22 protein-coding genes and 3 tRNA genes are annotated in these 14,142 nt (G+C 65.2%); 11 read left to right on the forward strand and 14 right to left on the reverse strand.

Features of this window, described 5'->3' with window-relative positions; translation table 11 throughout:
* Positions 1-12 precede the first annotated feature (12 nt).
* Positions 13-243: a biotin/lipoyl-binding carrier protein gene (locus tag BLT25_RS08705; RefSeq protein WP_091044463.1), complete on the forward strand. Its 231-nt coding sequence runs from the start codon at positions 13-15 to the stop codon at positions 241-243.
* A gap of 42 nt (positions 244-285) precedes the next feature.
* Positions 286-373, forward strand: a tRNA-Ser gene (locus BLT25_RS08710).
* A gap of 35 nt (positions 374-408) precedes the next feature.
* Here the strand turns inward: BLT25_RS08710 and BLT25_RS29805 are convergent.
* Positions 409-714 carry a hypothetical protein gene (locus tag BLT25_RS29805; RefSeq protein ID WP_176883730.1) on the reverse strand — a complete coding sequence of 102 codons (306 nt, stop codon included), beginning with the start codon at positions 712-714 and terminating at the stop codon, positions 409-411.
* A gap of 90 nt (positions 715-804) precedes the next feature.
* Between BLT25_RS29805 and BLT25_RS08720 the strand changes: the two genes are divergently transcribed.
* Both BLT25_RS08720 and BLT25_RS08725 read left to right on the forward strand, forming a co-directional pair.
* Positions 805-1,299: a hypothetical protein gene (locus BLT25_RS08720; protein ID WP_256328567.1), complete on the forward strand. Its 495-nt coding sequence runs from the start codon at positions 805-807 to the stop codon at positions 1,297-1,299.
* Positions 1,300-1,342: 43 nt separating this feature from the next.
* A tRNA-Ser gene (locus BLT25_RS08725) sits at positions 1,343-1,436 on the forward strand.
* A 385-nt stretch (positions 1,437-1,821) separates the two neighbouring features.
* Here BLT25_RS08725 and BLT25_RS08730 read toward each other — a convergent pair.
* Positions 1,822-2,892 (reverse strand): LuxR family transcriptional regulator, encoded by a 1,071-nt coding sequence (locus BLT25_RS08730; protein WP_256328517.1) that lies wholly within the window; start codon positions 2,890-2,892, stop codon positions 1,822-1,824.
* A gap of 108 nt (positions 2,893-3,000) precedes the next feature.
* Between BLT25_RS08730 and BLT25_RS08735 the strand changes: the two genes are divergently transcribed.
* A tRNA-Arg gene (locus tag BLT25_RS08735) sits at positions 3,001-3,073 on the forward strand.
* Positions 3,074-3,182: 109 nt separating this feature from the next.
* Here BLT25_RS08735 and BLT25_RS08740 read toward each other — a convergent pair.
* The 12 genes from BLT25_RS08740 to BLT25_RS08790 form a co-directional block, all read right to left on the reverse strand.
* Complete coding sequence (locus BLT25_RS08740) at positions 3,183-4,364, reverse strand: tyrosine-type recombinase/integrase (RefSeq protein ID WP_091044471.1); 1,182 nt, start codon at positions 4,362-4,364, stop codon at positions 3,183-3,185.
* The gene (locus BLT25_RS30665) at positions 4,361-4,567 is read right to left on the reverse strand and encodes a helix-turn-helix transcriptional regulator (RefSeq protein ID WP_091044472.1); all 207 of its coding nucleotides are present in this window, start codon (positions 4,565-4,567) and stop codon (positions 4,361-4,363) included. The genes BLT25_RS08740 and BLT25_RS30665 overlap by 4 nt, the downstream gene beginning before the upstream one ends.
* A 12-nt stretch (positions 4,568-4,579) precedes the next feature.
* Positions 4,580-6,184 carry a replication initiator gene (locus tag BLT25_RS08750; protein ID WP_371113335.1) on the reverse strand — a complete coding sequence of 535 codons (1,605 nt, stop codon included), beginning with the start codon at positions 6,182-6,184 and terminating at the stop codon, positions 4,580-4,582.
* 5 nt (positions 6,185-6,189) lie between these two features.
* On the reverse strand, positions 6,190-6,432 hold the full coding sequence (locus BLT25_RS08755) for a hypothetical protein (protein WP_091044477.1): 243 nt from the start codon (positions 6,430-6,432) through the stop codon (positions 6,190-6,192).
* Positions 6,429-6,698, reverse strand: a complete 270-nt coding sequence (locus BLT25_RS08760) for a WhiB family transcriptional regulator (protein ID WP_091044480.1) — start codon at positions 6,696-6,698, stop codon at positions 6,429-6,431. Before BLT25_RS08760 ends, BLT25_RS08755 begins: the two co-directional genes overlap by 4 nt.
* On the reverse strand, positions 6,695-8,434 hold the full coding sequence (locus tag BLT25_RS08765; RefSeq protein ID WP_091044481.1) for an FtsK/SpoIIIE domain-containing protein: 1,740 nt from the start codon (positions 8,432-8,434) through the stop codon (positions 6,695-6,697). The genes BLT25_RS08760 and BLT25_RS08765 overlap by 4 nt, the downstream gene beginning before the upstream one ends.
* Positions 8,434-8,730 (reverse strand): hypothetical protein, encoded by a 297-nt coding sequence (locus tag BLT25_RS08770; RefSeq protein WP_091044483.1) that lies wholly within the window; start codon positions 8,728-8,730, stop codon positions 8,434-8,436. The genes BLT25_RS08765 and BLT25_RS08770 overlap by 1 nt, the downstream gene beginning before the upstream one ends.
* A complete protein-coding gene (locus BLT25_RS08775) occupies positions 8,730-9,020 on the reverse strand; it encodes a hypothetical protein (protein WP_091044485.1) in 291 nt (96 codons plus the stop codon). The genes BLT25_RS08770 and BLT25_RS08775 overlap by 1 nt, the downstream gene beginning before the upstream one ends.
* Complete coding sequence (locus BLT25_RS08780; protein ID WP_091044488.1) at positions 9,020-9,301, reverse strand: hypothetical protein; 282 nt, start codon at positions 9,299-9,301, stop codon at positions 9,020-9,022. The genes BLT25_RS08775 and BLT25_RS08780 overlap by 1 nt, the downstream gene beginning before the upstream one ends.
* 112 nt (positions 9,302-9,413) lie before the next feature.
* Entirely contained in the window at positions 9,414-9,590 is a 177-nt protein-coding gene (locus BLT25_RS29810) for a hypothetical protein (protein ID WP_176883732.1), read from the reverse strand.
* The gene (locus BLT25_RS08785) at positions 9,587-9,937 is read right to left on the reverse strand and encodes a hypothetical protein (protein WP_091044489.1); all 351 of its coding nucleotides are present in this window, start codon (positions 9,935-9,937) and stop codon (positions 9,587-9,589) included. Before BLT25_RS08785 ends, BLT25_RS29810 begins: the two co-directional genes overlap by 4 nt.
* A complete protein-coding gene (locus tag BLT25_RS08790; RefSeq protein ID WP_091044492.1) occupies positions 9,937-10,386 on the reverse strand; it encodes a hypothetical protein in 450 nt (149 codons plus the stop codon). The genes BLT25_RS08785 and BLT25_RS08790 overlap by 1 nt, the downstream gene beginning before the upstream one ends.
* 127 nt (positions 10,387-10,513) lie before the next feature.
* On the opposite strand from BLT25_RS08790, the gene BLT25_RS08795 reads away from it, so the two are divergent.
* The 6 genes from BLT25_RS08795 to BLT25_RS29815 all read left to right on the forward strand — a co-directional run bounded on the left by BLT25_RS08795 (position 10,514) and on the right by BLT25_RS29815 (position 14,135).
* Entirely contained in the window at positions 10,514-11,281 is a 768-nt protein-coding gene (locus BLT25_RS08795) for a GntR family transcriptional regulator (protein WP_091044494.1), read from the forward strand.
* Complete coding sequence (locus BLT25_RS08800) at positions 11,278-12,078, forward strand: protein phosphatase 2C domain-containing protein (RefSeq protein WP_256328518.1); 801 nt, start codon at positions 11,278-11,280, stop codon at positions 12,076-12,078. The genes BLT25_RS08795 and BLT25_RS08800 overlap by 4 nt, the downstream gene beginning before the upstream one ends.
* Before the next feature lie 108 nt (positions 12,079-12,186).
* Positions 12,187-12,417, forward strand: coding sequence for a colicin E3/pyocin S6 family cytotoxin (locus BLT25_RS30670; RefSeq protein ID WP_091044497.1), 231 nt, complete (start codon positions 12,187-12,189; stop codon positions 12,415-12,417).
* Positions 12,410-12,739 carry a hypothetical protein gene (locus tag BLT25_RS08810; protein WP_218131286.1) on the forward strand — a complete coding sequence of 110 codons (330 nt, stop codon included), beginning with the start codon at positions 12,410-12,412 and terminating at the stop codon, positions 12,737-12,739. The genes BLT25_RS30670 and BLT25_RS08810 overlap by 8 nt, the downstream gene beginning before the upstream one ends.
* Entirely contained in the window at positions 12,736-13,719 is a 984-nt protein-coding gene (locus BLT25_RS08815) for an ImmA/IrrE family metallo-endopeptidase (protein WP_143033687.1), read from the forward strand. The genes BLT25_RS08810 and BLT25_RS08815 overlap by 4 nt, the downstream gene beginning before the upstream one ends.
* Positions 13,720-13,991: 272 nt before the next feature.
* The gene (locus BLT25_RS29815) at positions 13,992-14,135 is read left to right on the forward strand and encodes a hypothetical protein (RefSeq protein ID WP_176883734.1); all 144 of its coding nucleotides are present in this window, start codon (positions 13,992-13,994) and stop codon (positions 14,133-14,135) included.
* Positions 14,136-14,142 lie beyond the last annotated feature (7 nt).

Here is a 14,142-nt window from a genome sequence, read left to right on the forward strand (position 1 = left end):
AGGTTCTGGGGTATGAACCGAAGAGTCCCCACCACGATCGCTGCCGAGATGGTCGCGAACGTCATGAGCGTCGGAGTGCAGCCCGGGGACAAGGTTGCCGTCGGAGACACCGTCATGCTTCTGGAGTCGATGAAGATGGAGATCCCGGTCCTCGCCGAGGCCCCGGGCACCGTGGTGGCGGTCAAGGTCGCCTCCGGAGACGTCGTCCAGGAGGGCGACGTCCTCGTCGAGTTGAGCGCCTGAGCCTCAGGCGCACTAGACTCGCTCCCGCGCCCACGGGCGCATGGAGGGGTGCCGGAGTGGCCGATCGGAACCGCCTTGAAAGCGGTCGTAGGGAGACCTACCGCGGGTTCGAATCCCGCCCCCTCTGCCAAATTTGGCGTCACGCTACGTGAGCGTCACGGGACGCTAGACCTCCTGCAGATGCCGATCCACGTCGATCATCAGCCGCCGCAGCTCGAGGAGCAGATCCTCGAGGTCGGTGCGGTCGAGCACGTCGTCGGCGAGGACGGCGAGCCTGCTCAGCAGCGTGCCGCGGTCCCGGAGCGCGCCGACATCGCTGAGGGCATGCCACTCCTGACCGGTGTCGAGGACCAGCAACGCATCACGTACGCCCGCGAGGCGCTGGCGCACCGACCAGCGCCATAGGCCGACGTTGGCCCCCGGACGGGGAGCGGCGATTGCGGTATCCAGGGCCCGAAGAGCATCCGACATATTGGGAAGCACACCTGTCATGACCAGATTGTGACCTAGGTCACGTAAAGGAGCAAGCCGATGCGGCTCTCGGCTCCCGTGTCGGCCACAATGGAGAGCGTGTCATCTGCTGAGCTCACCTACTACCGCCTGGCCCCCTCCGTGCAGGCCCGCCTCCTTGGTGCCGCCGTGGTCGGCCTGGCGCTCCTCGTCTTCGCCGGCACGGCCGTCGTGATCGCGGCCCGGATCGACTTCGCGTGGCTCTTGATCCCGCTCGGCGTCGGCGTCGCCGCGGTGATCGGGTTCGGCTGGTGGCTTCGCAACAAGGCGTACGTCCTGCGCGCCAGCGCCCAGGGCTACCGGGTCGCGTTCGTGCGGGGTGCCGGCGTCCGCGAGGCCCGCTGGGTCGACATCCAGGAGGCGGTGACCACCATGCCCGCCGGCACCCCGTGCCTGGAGCTGCGGCTCAAGAAGGGTGGCGCCACCACGATCCCGGTGACCATCCTCAGCATCGACCGAGAGCAGTTCGTACGTGATCTCCAGGTCTATCTGAAGGCCACCATCAAGCCTCTCGGCACCACCTCGGGATCGTCCGACGCCCCCTGATTGGTCCCACGAGTGCAGGTCTTGTAGCCTGTTCGAGCGGTATGGAGGCGTCGCCTAGTCCGGTCTATGGCGCTCGACTGCTAATCGAGTTTGGGGCTTAAACCCCATCGAGGGTTCAAATCCCTCCGCCTCCGCCAGTTTCACTGTGTTTGGCCCCCTTCATGAGGGGGCCAAACTGCATTCTGACCTGCAGTTTTAAGCACTGCAAAGGTCCGTACGACGGAACACAGGTTGTTCGTGACATACCGCTGGCACCATAATTAACTTCGCAGGCCTCTCGGCGACACCCGCGGCCTCGAGACCACGAAGGGAAAATCTATGAAGCACGTACGCTCTGCGGCGGCTCTTGCGCTGGCCTCTGCTGCCATGGTCGCCGTCAGCCTGTTCTCGTCGACTGCCCCCGCCCAAGCAGACACGAGTTGGATCGTCCAGGCTGACACCAGTTGGCTCACCGGGAACGACACCAGCTGGTGATGTGCCGCAATTGATGCTGGTGATCTGTGGGAGCACAGATCACCAGCATCAGCTGTTCGGCAGTGGCGTTGTCCCGCCAAGCCCGTCGTTCTCGGCATCGCTGCGGCCGATCTCGTAGCCCAGTTGGAACCGAGTGTCCGCTCCGAACTCATCCTTGAGATCGGAGACATAGCCCGCGTACGTCCGTGGGCTCACGCCGAGTCGTTTCGAGGCTGCAGGGTCGGAGTGGCCCTCGATCAGCATCCGCAGCGTCATGGACCGCTGTTCGCCGGCTACTTCCTTCATCGTCGATGTGTCTCCCGCGGAGAACGGACGTGCTCGTTCCCATGACCGCTCGTAGACATCGACCAGATAAGCCACGACGGCAGGCTCTCGCACCGCTATGGCGGTATCGATCCCATCGGGTCCCGGGATGATCGCAATCCGCCGATCGAAGATGAGGATCTTGTTGAAGAACTCGTCAAGCGTTCGGACTTCGCCTCCCGCTTGGGAGACTGCGGCGACGTAGTCCCGAGTCGCAGCGTTGCGGCGGGCTGCGTGCTGGTAGAGCGTTCGCATCGTCACGCCACGTCTGAGGAGCGCGGCGTCCTTGCGGGCGGTTTCCGCGAGCACGCTGGGATCACGGGTGGCCTGCGGCTGCGCGGTGAGTGCCTCGAACTCGCATTCCGCGACCAAGGAGTCGATGAACGGCTGGATCTGTGGTCGATGGATGTTGGTGACGGCACCACGTTGATCGTCCGGCGCTGAGCGGCGCCAAGCCCCATGCAGGGCGGTGAAGTCGTTGGCCCACTCCGCCGATTCCTGGAGGAGCCTGATCCCCTCTTGGGTCATGGGCGTGACGACCTGCGCCTGAACGGTTGTCGGGTTGACGGTCACCCAGGTGTCAGGAGCCTCGTCAGGCTTGCGGACGAGCCCCAGTTGCTCGAGCGCTGCCAACGCGTCCGCGTACTCCCCATCGATGGCGACCCGTGGGTCGGATACAGGGATCCGGCCCCTGCTTGAGATGAGCTCGAACAGCTCGATGCCCTTGGCCTCGAGCAGTGCACGCGTCTTGGGCGTGCGTCCTTCGTCGATCACGTTCCTCTCCTCGCCGGACGGCGTGGGTTGACGCTTGCTCACGCTCCACCTCCCCGATGCTGTGGGCTAGCGCCAGATCTTCTCACACGCCGCGATTTCTGGTCACGGACCATCTTCCGCTAATCTTCTACACGTTGCTTCGGTAACACTGCGCCTGTAGCTCAACGGATAGAGCATCTGACTACGGATCAGAAGGTTTGGGGTTCGAATCCCTACAGGCGCGCAGAACATAGAAACCGCCTCTGACCAGTTGATTCGCTGGGACGGGGCGGTTCTGCTTTGCCCACCTCGGGCAACCGCTCCCCGTCGCTCTCCCCGCCACATCATCGCGATCACCGAGCCGAGTAGGCGGTCAGCGCGGCAGCGGCGAGGGTCAGCGCGTCATCGTGGGGGCGGGCGTAACCGTTGGTCACCCGAAGGTCGGTGTGGCCCAAGATGTCACGGACGACATGCGGGGGCACGTTGGCACTCAGGAAGTTGGTTGCCGCAGTTGCCCGCAGGTCGTGCACGCGGAAGTCGGCGAAGCCCAGACCGGCAACGAGCTTCTTCCAGTCGGTGCGCTTCTTCAACACGTTGCCACGAATCACGTACTGGGTCCGCTCGGAGCGGAACACCTGCGCATCGCGACGCTGGTCACGGGCGAGGTCGAGGAGGGCAGCGGTCAAGTGTTGGGGGATAGGCACCAGTCGAGACCGGCCACCCTTTGGGGGACCCCACACGAGGTTTCCCTCACGTCGGTATCCCGGTGCCAGGTCCTCGCCTTCCTCCTTCTTCATCTCCGAGACGCTGCGCTGCACGACGAGCACACCGCGACCGAAGTCAAGGTCTCCCACCTGGAGGCCAGCTGCTTCCCCGTAACGGAGCCCAGCCGAGCCCATCAGGTCCACCATCGTGGCGTAGCGTCCTCCACCCTCCATAGCGCGGATGGTCTCAACGAGGAGATCGAGCTGTCTTGGAGTCAGCGTCATCCCGACCTTCCGCTCATGTCTGCGTTGCTTCTCGGCCTTCGAGGACTCAGCAGAGCGAGCGGGGTTGGACGGGAGGAGCCGATCACGGACCGCGACACGGAGAACGGCCGAGAGGGCGTAACGAGCCTGCCGCGCCGTATGGATGCTGCTCTCCCGAGTCCACTCCGCTTGCGCCCGTTCAACATCACCAACCGAGATCGAACCCACTTTCATCTTGCCGAAGGTCGGGAGCACTCGGAGATTCCAGCCGTCCTTGTAGTAGGCGAACGTCTTCGGTGCCAGGCGCCGGCGCAGCACCGGTTCAGCTCGTTCCCACAGTCCTGAATCGGCGAGGGTTGTGCGCTCAAGGTCAAGGTTGCGGCCCCGTGAACGCTCCCGCTGTTTCCTTTCCCAAGTGTCAGCAGCAGACTTCGAATCGAACTCTTCCTCGACCTCGCGCCGAGGGCCATGCGGCGGGTAGGTCCACACCCGAGCCCGCCAGACAGTCCGGGTCTTCGTCCTGCCGTCAGGTCCCGTCTCGGAGTAGACGCGCTTCTTGACGCTCATGCGGCACTCTTCTGCCCACGCGACTGCACGAAGGCGTCAACATCCTCAGCGAGCCAGCGCCAGGCGCGGCCGACCTTCCAAGCCGTCGGGATCGACTTGTGCCCACGGCGAGCCAGGTCCTGAAGGGTGCTCTCTGGAATGCGGAGAACGGCAGCGACTTCGGCCTGAGTCATGATCCGCGCGCTCTCAACTTGGGTTGTCATCACGTGTTCCTCTCACCGGTTGTTGTGGTTCTTGGTTTGGGCTTTCCACTGGTCGTACTCGCGGGCGCGTGCAGCAGCTGCGAGGGCGAGCGCTTCGTCGCCGGCGTTGGTCCATCCGGTGCCTTGGTAGGCCCACTCACCGATGACGAGGGTTGTTTCCTCCTCGTCGCCCAGGAGGCGGGCTTCCAGGTCGGCGGTGGAGATCTGCTCCAGCGATTCGCCGTTACGGCGGGCGTCGGTGACGAGCTGCTGATAGCGGACACGAGCCCGACGCAGCTGGCCGAGGGTGATCGAGTAGTGCCGTGACTTCGTGGAGAAGTGGCCGCGGAACCCGAGCATGTGAGCCCACTTCTTGACCAGCTCGTAGGGGTTGTCTTGCCCGCCGTAGAGCGCGTCAGAGGTTTCGAAGATGTCGTGACAGGTCGAGGTCAGCCGCGCCAGGTGGGGGCGGGTGGTGTCCTCGAGGCGGATGCTGGCCACGTCCTTGCTGGCGTACTTGGCCAGATAGCCGGCGACCTGTCCTGGTGTCAGAGCAGCCTCAGGGTCGTCGGTGCGGTCACTGTCCCGGACGACACGGATGTCGACTTGCTTGCCCCAGGAGAGCAGCCGGGTGACGCCGGTGTGGTCGACCGGAGGAGCCTCGAAGGTGACTTTGGCGATGGTGTCGGCCAGGAGTTGGGCGAGGTCGATGCCGTCCAGGGGCGCTGGTGAGCCGGGACCGTCGTCGCCGTCGAGGCGGAGCAGGGCATGGAAGTGCACCAGGCCCCGGGTCTGGTATTCGGCGACCTTGACGAACTGCACCGAGGCGACGTTCTTGAGCCGCGATTCGGGGACGTCGAGGCGCTTGGCCAGGGCTCGTTTCAGCTCGATGGTCGTACGTCGCCACAGCTCGGGTGCCCACCATTGCCACACGATGGCGGTGGTCCAGTCATGACAGTCGGGACAGAATGGCGCGCCAACCAAGGCATCGGTGTCATCGTGGCGCGCCATGCATGACAGCGGCCGACCGTGGGGGCAGCGAGCACCCTTGTCACGACTCCGGGGACGACACCGGCCACCGTCCTTGTCGTGTCGGTGGACGTGGGTCCCGAACGATGGCGCTGTCAGGGTGGCGAATAGCAACGGGTTGTTGGCCACCGTGGCGGAGACTGTCTTGCCACCGGAGAGGCCGGCATCGATCATCGCGAAGGTGTCGCGGGCGTAGGTGCGGGAGCAGGAGGGGCAGATGTCGGCGCGTCGGTTGCCGCAGGGTCGGTAGAGCACGCCCAGGGGTGCCTCATCGGAAGAGAACGTCCCGACCGGTTCCGCCAGGGCGACCTCGCCGGGTCCGTAGGTCTTGTAGAGCGCTGCACGTAGCTCGGAGACCTCGGAGCGGTCGAAGGTCCGAGATCGACCGGTGAGCCGGATGGGACGGGCACAGTTCTTCACCGCAGCCGCGGTCTCGGCGAAGGCGTCGAAGGTCTTGTCGAGGAGTCGCGTGGTCACGGCCTGGAGGCCGGCGGGGGTGAGGCCGGACAGATTCAGCGGCGCATCCTCCCCGTACCCAGGAAACGACGCGGTGTCGCTGTCCCAGGTCGAGGAGGATGCGTCACTGTGGATGCCCGGAGCATCAGCCATCAGGGTCACGCCGAGACCTCCCGCAGCCCAGCGCAGAGAGCGTCTTGGGTCCACCACTCGACCGGGTCGTGATCGCACGAGGGGCAGGCACCGAGACGGCGGGTGATCGGGCGGGGCTGCACGACGACGCAGCCGCACCACGAGCACTGGAACAGGGACTGCTCACCACGACGCATCGCTGGGGTCGGCACTACCTCGAGGGGCTCCCAGCCCGGGATGTCGAGGACGAGCTGCTCCCACATCGTCATGCCGCCACCGTCCTCGGCAGGCTGTCAATCAGCTCGAGCAGGTCGACGGGCTGCGCGGCACAATCGGTTCCGGCCCACATGCCTCCAGAAACCCGCTCGTTGAGGGCGTACGAGTTACAGGTGGAACGGACGGCACAGCCGTCGCATGTGGCCCGCATCAGGTCAACGATGACCTCAGGCAGCTCGATGGTGTCGGTCGTCCAGGGCAGAGCCTGAGCCTCGCGAGTGGTGCAGGCACCGTCTGTCATCCAGTCGGTGGAGGTCATGACCGCACCTCCGCATCGGTCGAGTCGATCGAGCTGACCACCTGGCCGGCGACGACGTCGGAGGAGGTCTCAGCGTGGCGGGTGCGGGGCCGGCGAGGCTTCCGCGTACGAGGAGCGCCGCCAGGAGCAGCCGGACCGCGAGGGGGCCGGTTGTCGCCGGGACGCGTGTTCTTGGTCGACGCAACCGCGGGGGTCAGGTCGGACTCGGCCAGGCCGATACGGTTACCGACCTCAACCAGCTCGGACGTGCGGGGATCGAGCGTCGTGGTGTCGGTGGTGTCGGGGGTGTGCTGGTCGCGTCGACCGGTGGGGACCAGCTCGATCCCGCCGGCGCGGTAGTGCTTGTTCATGTCTTTGATCTCCTCATCGGTGACGTAGCCGGCGCGGACCCGCACGGGCTCTTTGTGGCCTTCGAGGTGGACGTAGCCGATTCCGGGCAGGTGCTCGGGGATGGCTTCGCAGTAGGCGCCGGCGTTGTGGGCCTCTTCGCCCAGGGCCATGTCGACCTGGCCAGAGGTCTTCAGGCGCAGCGCGATCCGGGTGGTGAACTGGTCACGCCACCGCACGACGTCCTTGGTCACGATCTGGGTGCAGGCGATGACCGAGAACCCCGGAGCGCGGCCCTTGGTCAACAGCCGACCCATCGAGGACTCGATCCGGTTCTGGATCTGTCGGTCCTCGTTGAGCTCGGTCACGTCGGCCAACTCGTCCACCAGCACGATCACCAGCGGTGTCTCACGAGTGACCGTGAACGAGCGAGCGATCCCGCGCAGGTCGATGGTTCGGTCATCCATGACCCCGACCGCGTCTTCGAAGAGCGTGGCCATGGCCTCGTAGTCGTCGCGTTCGTAGCGGGTGAACATGTCGCGGCCGAACTCGAGCTCCATCCCGCCCTTGGGGTCGATGGCCCACACCTGCACCAGGCCGGCCTTGATGAACGGAGCCAGGGAACGGACCGTCGACCAGGTCACCGACCCCTTGCCCGCACCGGACTCGCCAGCGAGCAGGATGTGAGTGCCCCGGACCTTGAGCCGCCAGGGCTCCAACAGGTCGGTGTAGCCGATGTGCAGCCCGTCCAGGCGTGCCACGTCGAGCGCGTCAGGACCGGTCGGGATCTCGATAGCGCCGATGGTCTTGGTCAGCGGGTTGCGCTTCTCCAGCTCCAGCCAGCACATCCCCGGCTTGTGGACCCGGACTCGTGCCTCAGCTGCTCGCATCGCGTTGGCGAGCTTGTCGTCGCAGCCCTCCAGTGCACCCGGAGCCATCCCCGCCGGCAGACGAACCAGGAGCCGGTCCAGGGCCGGGGTCGAGGAGACCTTGACCAGCCGCGGGGCCAACGTTCGGCCTGAGTGACGATCCGTGGTCGTTAGCCCGCAGCGCTGCATCCAGAAGCCCCACATCAGGCCGTACCAGAACCAGCGACCGACCCAGTTACGGACGATCCGGCCAGCCGAACGACCGGCAGGACCGGCGAAGCGAGCGAACGAAGCCGGGGCGAAGCGCCACCAGGCAGCAAGCCCGCCAGCGATCAGGGCGAGGACGCCAAGGACGAGGCCGGTGACGGGAACCCAGCCGATACGTCCAGCGGTCTCGACCAGGGCGGCAATCACGCAGCCGAGGAGGGCCAGCGGGAACACGAGGCCGGGGCGACGAACCACCGACCACAGCAGCCAGAGCACGGCCAGGAGGAGCTTGAGCGTTGCGGTGCGGAGCTTGCCCGCGATCCAGTCACCCATCACGCACCCCGCTCGTGTCTCTTGAAGGCCGCGACGACCATGCCGACCTCGGTCAAAGCCTGTGAGGCCGACATCTTCGAGGCGCGGACGTTCTCCGCGATGACCAGGCTGTAGACCGAGGAGCCGCCGCCGATGGAGGCGTGGACCAGGTCCAGGCGCATGGTGACCTCGTTCAGGTCGGTCGAGACCCGACGCAGAGCCGAGAGGGCAGCGTCGTCGTCGCGTACGCCGAGGGCATCGGCCCAGGCGTCCAGGTCAGAGCGGAGGCCAGTCCCGCCGCCGTAGATGCCCCACATCAGGACTCACCCCGCTCGTGACGCTCGAAGCCGGCCTTGAGGCGTCCCAGGAAGTGCGCGGACTCCTCCACGTTCTGCAGACCGGTGGCCAGCCAAGAGCGGACCTCGTCGGTCAGCTTCGCCCGGCGAGCACTCTCAGGCATCTGGGACAGGCAGGCCCGCAGGTCATCGGTGGCCGAGTCCAGGCGGCTCTGCAGACGCTGAATGCCAGCAATCGCCTCGTTGTCGTTGTGGGCACCGAGGGCGGTAGCCCAGGCGTCGAGTTCGGTGCTTCCGGTCTTGGTCCTCATCACGCCACACCCCGCTCGTGACGCTCGAAGGAGCGGCGCAGAAGCCGGAGCCCGTCAGCCGCATCGAGGGTTTCGCGGGCAGCGTCGTTGAGGGCAACGAGGATGTCGTCCCCGCCCACCACACCGGACTTGGAGAACTTGTTCTGGAACGTGTTCAGCTCGCCAGCGATGACGAGGAGACGCCCGTACTGGTTGGACAGCACCGTCATCGCGTCGGCGTCGTTGTCGACCCCGAGAATGTCGGCCCAGGCGTCCAGGTCTTTACGTCGTGCGGTCACCATCAGACTTGCCTTCCTTGCTACGAGTGCTGTTGAGAGTTGGGACCCGCCAGCCGCCACGCCTTCCCAAACGGGACGGCCAGCGGGCGAATGTTGGATGTGCTCAGGACCGTGGTCACAGACCTGCCGCCTTCCCGCGACAGATCGAGCACACCGGGGTTGAAAGGTCGGGGTAGTCCCACGACCAGCGGCTGCCCGCGTTGGGCTGGCCGCACAGGGTGAGGTCGGCGTTGAGTCCGGCCAGGTGCGCCGGGTCGGACCCATCACCGATCCACACCAGGTAGAGGCTCACGCCGCCAACCCCTCAGGGGTCTCGTCCGCGACGACCTCGGCGGCAGTGACCTGCACGTTGACCGGTGCGGTCTGGGAGGCATCTGCCGACCAGGCCCGCCAGGTCCGGAACTGCTTCACCGTCCCGTCCTCGTAGGAGTGCAGGCGGGAAGCATCGACGTCTTCACGAAGCCTCAGCTCCTCCACCAGCCGTCCCGCGTCGGTCCACGAGTCCGCGTGGACGTAGACCTCGATGCACTCGACCCACGGATCGGTCAGGTAGAAGGTGTCCACTCGGAGCGCGAGTGCCTCCACGTCGGCCACGGAGTCGAGCAGGCCCAGCGCCCACACCAGCTCGTGCGTACGCATCAGGCAGCCGCCTTCGAGGACGTGGAAGCACCGCCGTTGCCAGCGGGCTTGCGACCGGCACCGGGCTCGGTCATGCCGAGTGCGGTCAGGGTCCACTCGATCCGGGAGAAGTCACCCTCGCGCTTCACGTAGTAGCCCACCTCGAGCTCGGTGAACTCGACCGGGATGACCGGCAGCCCCGTGTCGTTGCGCGGCGGGACCGGCTGCACCTTGGCCAGGATCTTCACGTTGACCGTCTTCTGGTGCTTCTTCGCGTTCGGGTCCGTGTCCAGCACCGGGACCGACCAGACCAGCAGCCCGGTCTCCATGTCGCGCTTCTGCGGCCGAGGCTGACCCTTCGCCGGAGCCGGGGCGTCGAAGTCGGCCACCGGGGTCACATCGCCCACCACGTACGCGCCGTTCGGGAAGAACTGCTCGGTCGTCATCTGCATCTTCTGCGGCATCGCCATTGCTCTAGTTCCTTGTCAGTTGGCGGTGCGGGCTACTCCCGCTACCTAGGCACCTAACTAGTTAGGCTCTGTGACGAAGGTAGCACCGTTTCTGCGGCTTGACTAGTTAGGTGGCAGAATTCGTGTCATGTCCTCGAATCGACCTGGCCGCCTCTCTCCTTCACAGCAGATCGCTGAAGACCTGCGTGGGGAGATCCGAGCCGGCGTGCTGGCGGAGGGGGAACAACTCCCGTCGACCGCGCAGCTGATGGAGCGGTACGGCGTCGCCTACCAGACCGCGCGACAGGCAATCGCGGCGCTGAAAGCTGAGGGCCTCGTTGATAGCCGCACCGGTAGCGGTGTGTTCGTACGTCGCCGGCCGCCGCTGATCCGTCTCGGCTCGGGCCGCTACTCGCGGCGCATTCGCGAGGGCGGCCAGGCCCCGCTCCAGGCCGAAGCTGAGACCGCTGGGCTCGATTGGCGTCAGGAGATCCTCGAACTCGGCATCACGCCCGCGCCGGCATGGGTTGCTGAGTGGTTCGGGATCGAGGCGGGCGCAGACACGTTCGTGCGTCGCCGCCGAACCTGGGTGGAGGACGAGCCCACGCAGCTCGCAGACAGCTACTACCTCCCAGAGGTCGTGCGCGGCACCCTGGTCACTGAGGAGAACACCGGTCCTGGTGGGTCGTACGCGCGCCTCGAAGAGGCGGGCCACCACATCGTCCACTTCCGCGAGGAGCTCGAAGCGCGCCAGCCGACGCCCGAAGAAGCCGGGGAGATTCAGCTGCCGTCTGGGGTACCGGTGATTGAGCTTCACCGCATAGCCTTCACGGCCAACGGACCGCTTGAGGTCTTCCGATCCGTGATGGCTGGCAATCGCCACACGTTCGCCTACGAATTTGAGGCCCCCGAGTGACCAGCAGCATCGAGACCAGGATCTACAGCGAGACGTCGCCTACTCACGAGGTGAACGAGGACCTGGTCTTGGTTGGCCAGAACTTCGTCATCGTGCTCGACGGGGCCTCTCCAGCGGCTGGGCTTGAAACGGGCTGCATCCATGACGTGCCATGGCTCGTCAGGTCCCTCGCCGTCCAGCTCGCAGGCCAGCTGATGGCCGACGAGGAAGCGGATCTTCCTATTGCTCTGGAGGTGGCAATCCGTCGAGTCTGCGAGAGCCACGAGAACACCTGCGATCTGAGCAACCCGAACAGCCCGTCGTCCACAGTGGCGCTCCTCCGCCGACGTGGGCGAAGCCATGTTGACTACCTGGCCCTCGCCGACTCGTCGGTTGTGTTTCGATTTGTCGATGGCACGGTCCGCGCTTTCACCGACGATCGACTCGACCGCCTAACCGACTACTCGTTTGCTGGCGTTGCTGCTGTCCGGAACACCGATGAAGGCTTCTGGGTCGCCAGCACCCAGCCGAAGGCCGCGCACAAAGCGGTCAGCGGGTCAGTGAACCTCCAGGATCAGGCTGTGGAGTTGGCGGCGGTGCTCACTGATGGAGCTGCAACCCTCGTGGAACGTCATGGTCGTCCTTGGGCCGATGCGATGCGCCTGATCGAGAAGGGCCCCGAAGTCCTCATCTTGGAGACGCGTAACGTCGATGAGGACATTGAGACGAGCGGCCGGGGGAAGCGACACGACGATGCGACCGCCGTCGCGGTCCGGTTGCCTGACTACCCGTATGAGGTTGCACGGAAGCGGACGTAGATCGCGCTTCTTGGAACTAGGCCATTGACCAAGAATGGTGTCGGCGAGATGCTAGATACCGAACTACACTGATGTGATACACGGCACATCAACATATGGCAAAGGACTATGCCTCCAATCCCACCGCCCAAGCCATGCTTCCTGGATACTCAAATCAAACTCAAACGACGTGGCAACGCGAGATGGGTAAGCCCAAGTGGCGAGCGACTGTGGGAATGGGACTGGCTACACGGACACATCGAGGGCTACAACCGACGGGGAATGCATGTCGGGGTGTTCGATGCTGTAACTGGTAAGAGAATCAAGAACGCGATCAAAGGGAGGAAGATCGATGTCTAGGTCTGCGACGACCTTCGTAGACGCGTGTCTCTCCGGAGACGCGCTCCTGGAGGATGTTGACGACTGGGTAGACCAGTGGCACGAGGCGGAAGTCGACGTAACGCTCGACGAGTACCTCGGATTCACCGATGATGAAGGTTCGCTATGGGCGGAGAAGCCGCAAGCGCTGCGTTTCATCATCGCTGCCCACCGGCACCAGACTCCAGTTGCACAGATTCTGACGGGTCGCGACGACTACGCTCTCGCCGCCCGCAGCAACGCCGAAGGCAAGGCCGAAGAGGTCCTTGATTGGCTTCGTGAGACCCACCAGCTCGCCGAGTGAGCAAGAAGAAGGGACCGGCACCGCAACTTGTCGCACGCCGGGTCGCTGACCTCCTTGTCCGTCGGCTCGACCTGACACCGCCTGTAGACGTGGAAGCGCTCGTTGCTGAGCGGGCTGACCTTCAGCGCATGGAGTGGCCGTTCGAAGACACGGACGCGATCATGCTCCGGCTGGGTTCCAGTGACAGGCCAAAGATCTATTATCGCGCGACGACGAACGCCCAACGTGAACGCTTCACACTGGCCCACGAGCTGGGCCACCTGACGCTCCCCTGGCATCTGCCGCGTGCAAACTGCCAGGTCCAGTCTGAGGCAGGCCTCATGGACCTGCGTCACTACACGTCTGAGGACGAGGCCGATGTGTTCGCGTCGTGTCTGTTGCTCCCGGACAGGTGGCTTCTGGAGCTAACTCGGGCCCACGGTGACGACATGACAGGGATTCTCCAGGAGCTCGAGGTTGCCAACGTCTCGACGTTGGCCGCTCTCAGGGGACTTCGCCGGACTCTTCTCGCCGGGTGGGCGTTCGTCGCGTATCGCGGAGGATTCAGGCTCGCGACCCCTGGCACGGATGTGTCGCTTTATGCCGCTGACGCCCCAACGCGGCTCAAGAAGGACAGCGTCGCATACGGGTCCGCGGAACTAAACGGCTATCGCGTCGACTGGTTCCAGTTGGCAGAGACGTTGGTGCCGCCGAGTCGAGAGGATGGGGACCAGCGTGCCGTCGGTGACATCCTCAACGACGCCCTATCTGCCTACGCGCCGCAGGACGTTACGCACTTGGTCAGCGTGTGCAACGGAAAGGTGGGCGGTTCGCTTCGTGAGTGGGCTGGCCGACCAGCGGTAGAGACCTACTCGTCGCTCGTCTACCGGTTCCAGATCTCGGAACACGAACCTATGCTCGCGATCCCTGACTTCCGGCTCTGGCTAGCCGAAAAGGCCCGCGATGTTGAGCAGAATGGGCAGGCAAAGCGACGCCGCTAGGCGCAGCCCGCTTCGTGAGAACTTTCTCTACTGACTCAAGGCGCGCTGCCGCGCGCAGGCCCGCCGCCGGCGGGCCAGGGACCCCCGCGCTCCCGGGCATGCGGCCTGGCGGCCGGTCCCTCCCGCGCACCCCCGTCCCGACGGCACCGGGCCAAAACGAGAAGAGCGCTCAGTCCGTAGACCAAGCGCTCACTCTCCAGGCGGACAAGCTGCCCCGACCCGATCAACCGTTACCGCAACCTCGAGCCCATCGAGCCGCTACCGTTCCCGCCATGACCGAGCTCTCGCCCCTGACGCCGACGGTGCCCGAAGTGCTGCTCATTTTCGGCATCGCAGCCACGGTCCTTGTCGGCTTGGCCGTCGTCCTCGTCCTGATCGTGCTTCTCATCCGCAACGGGCTCCGACGAGCCAAGTAGGCCGGGC

This window comes from Nocardioides sp. YR527 (genome assembly GCF_900101045.1).
Lineage (GTDB): Bacteria > Actinomycetota > Actinomycetes > Propionibacteriales > Nocardioidaceae > Nocardioides.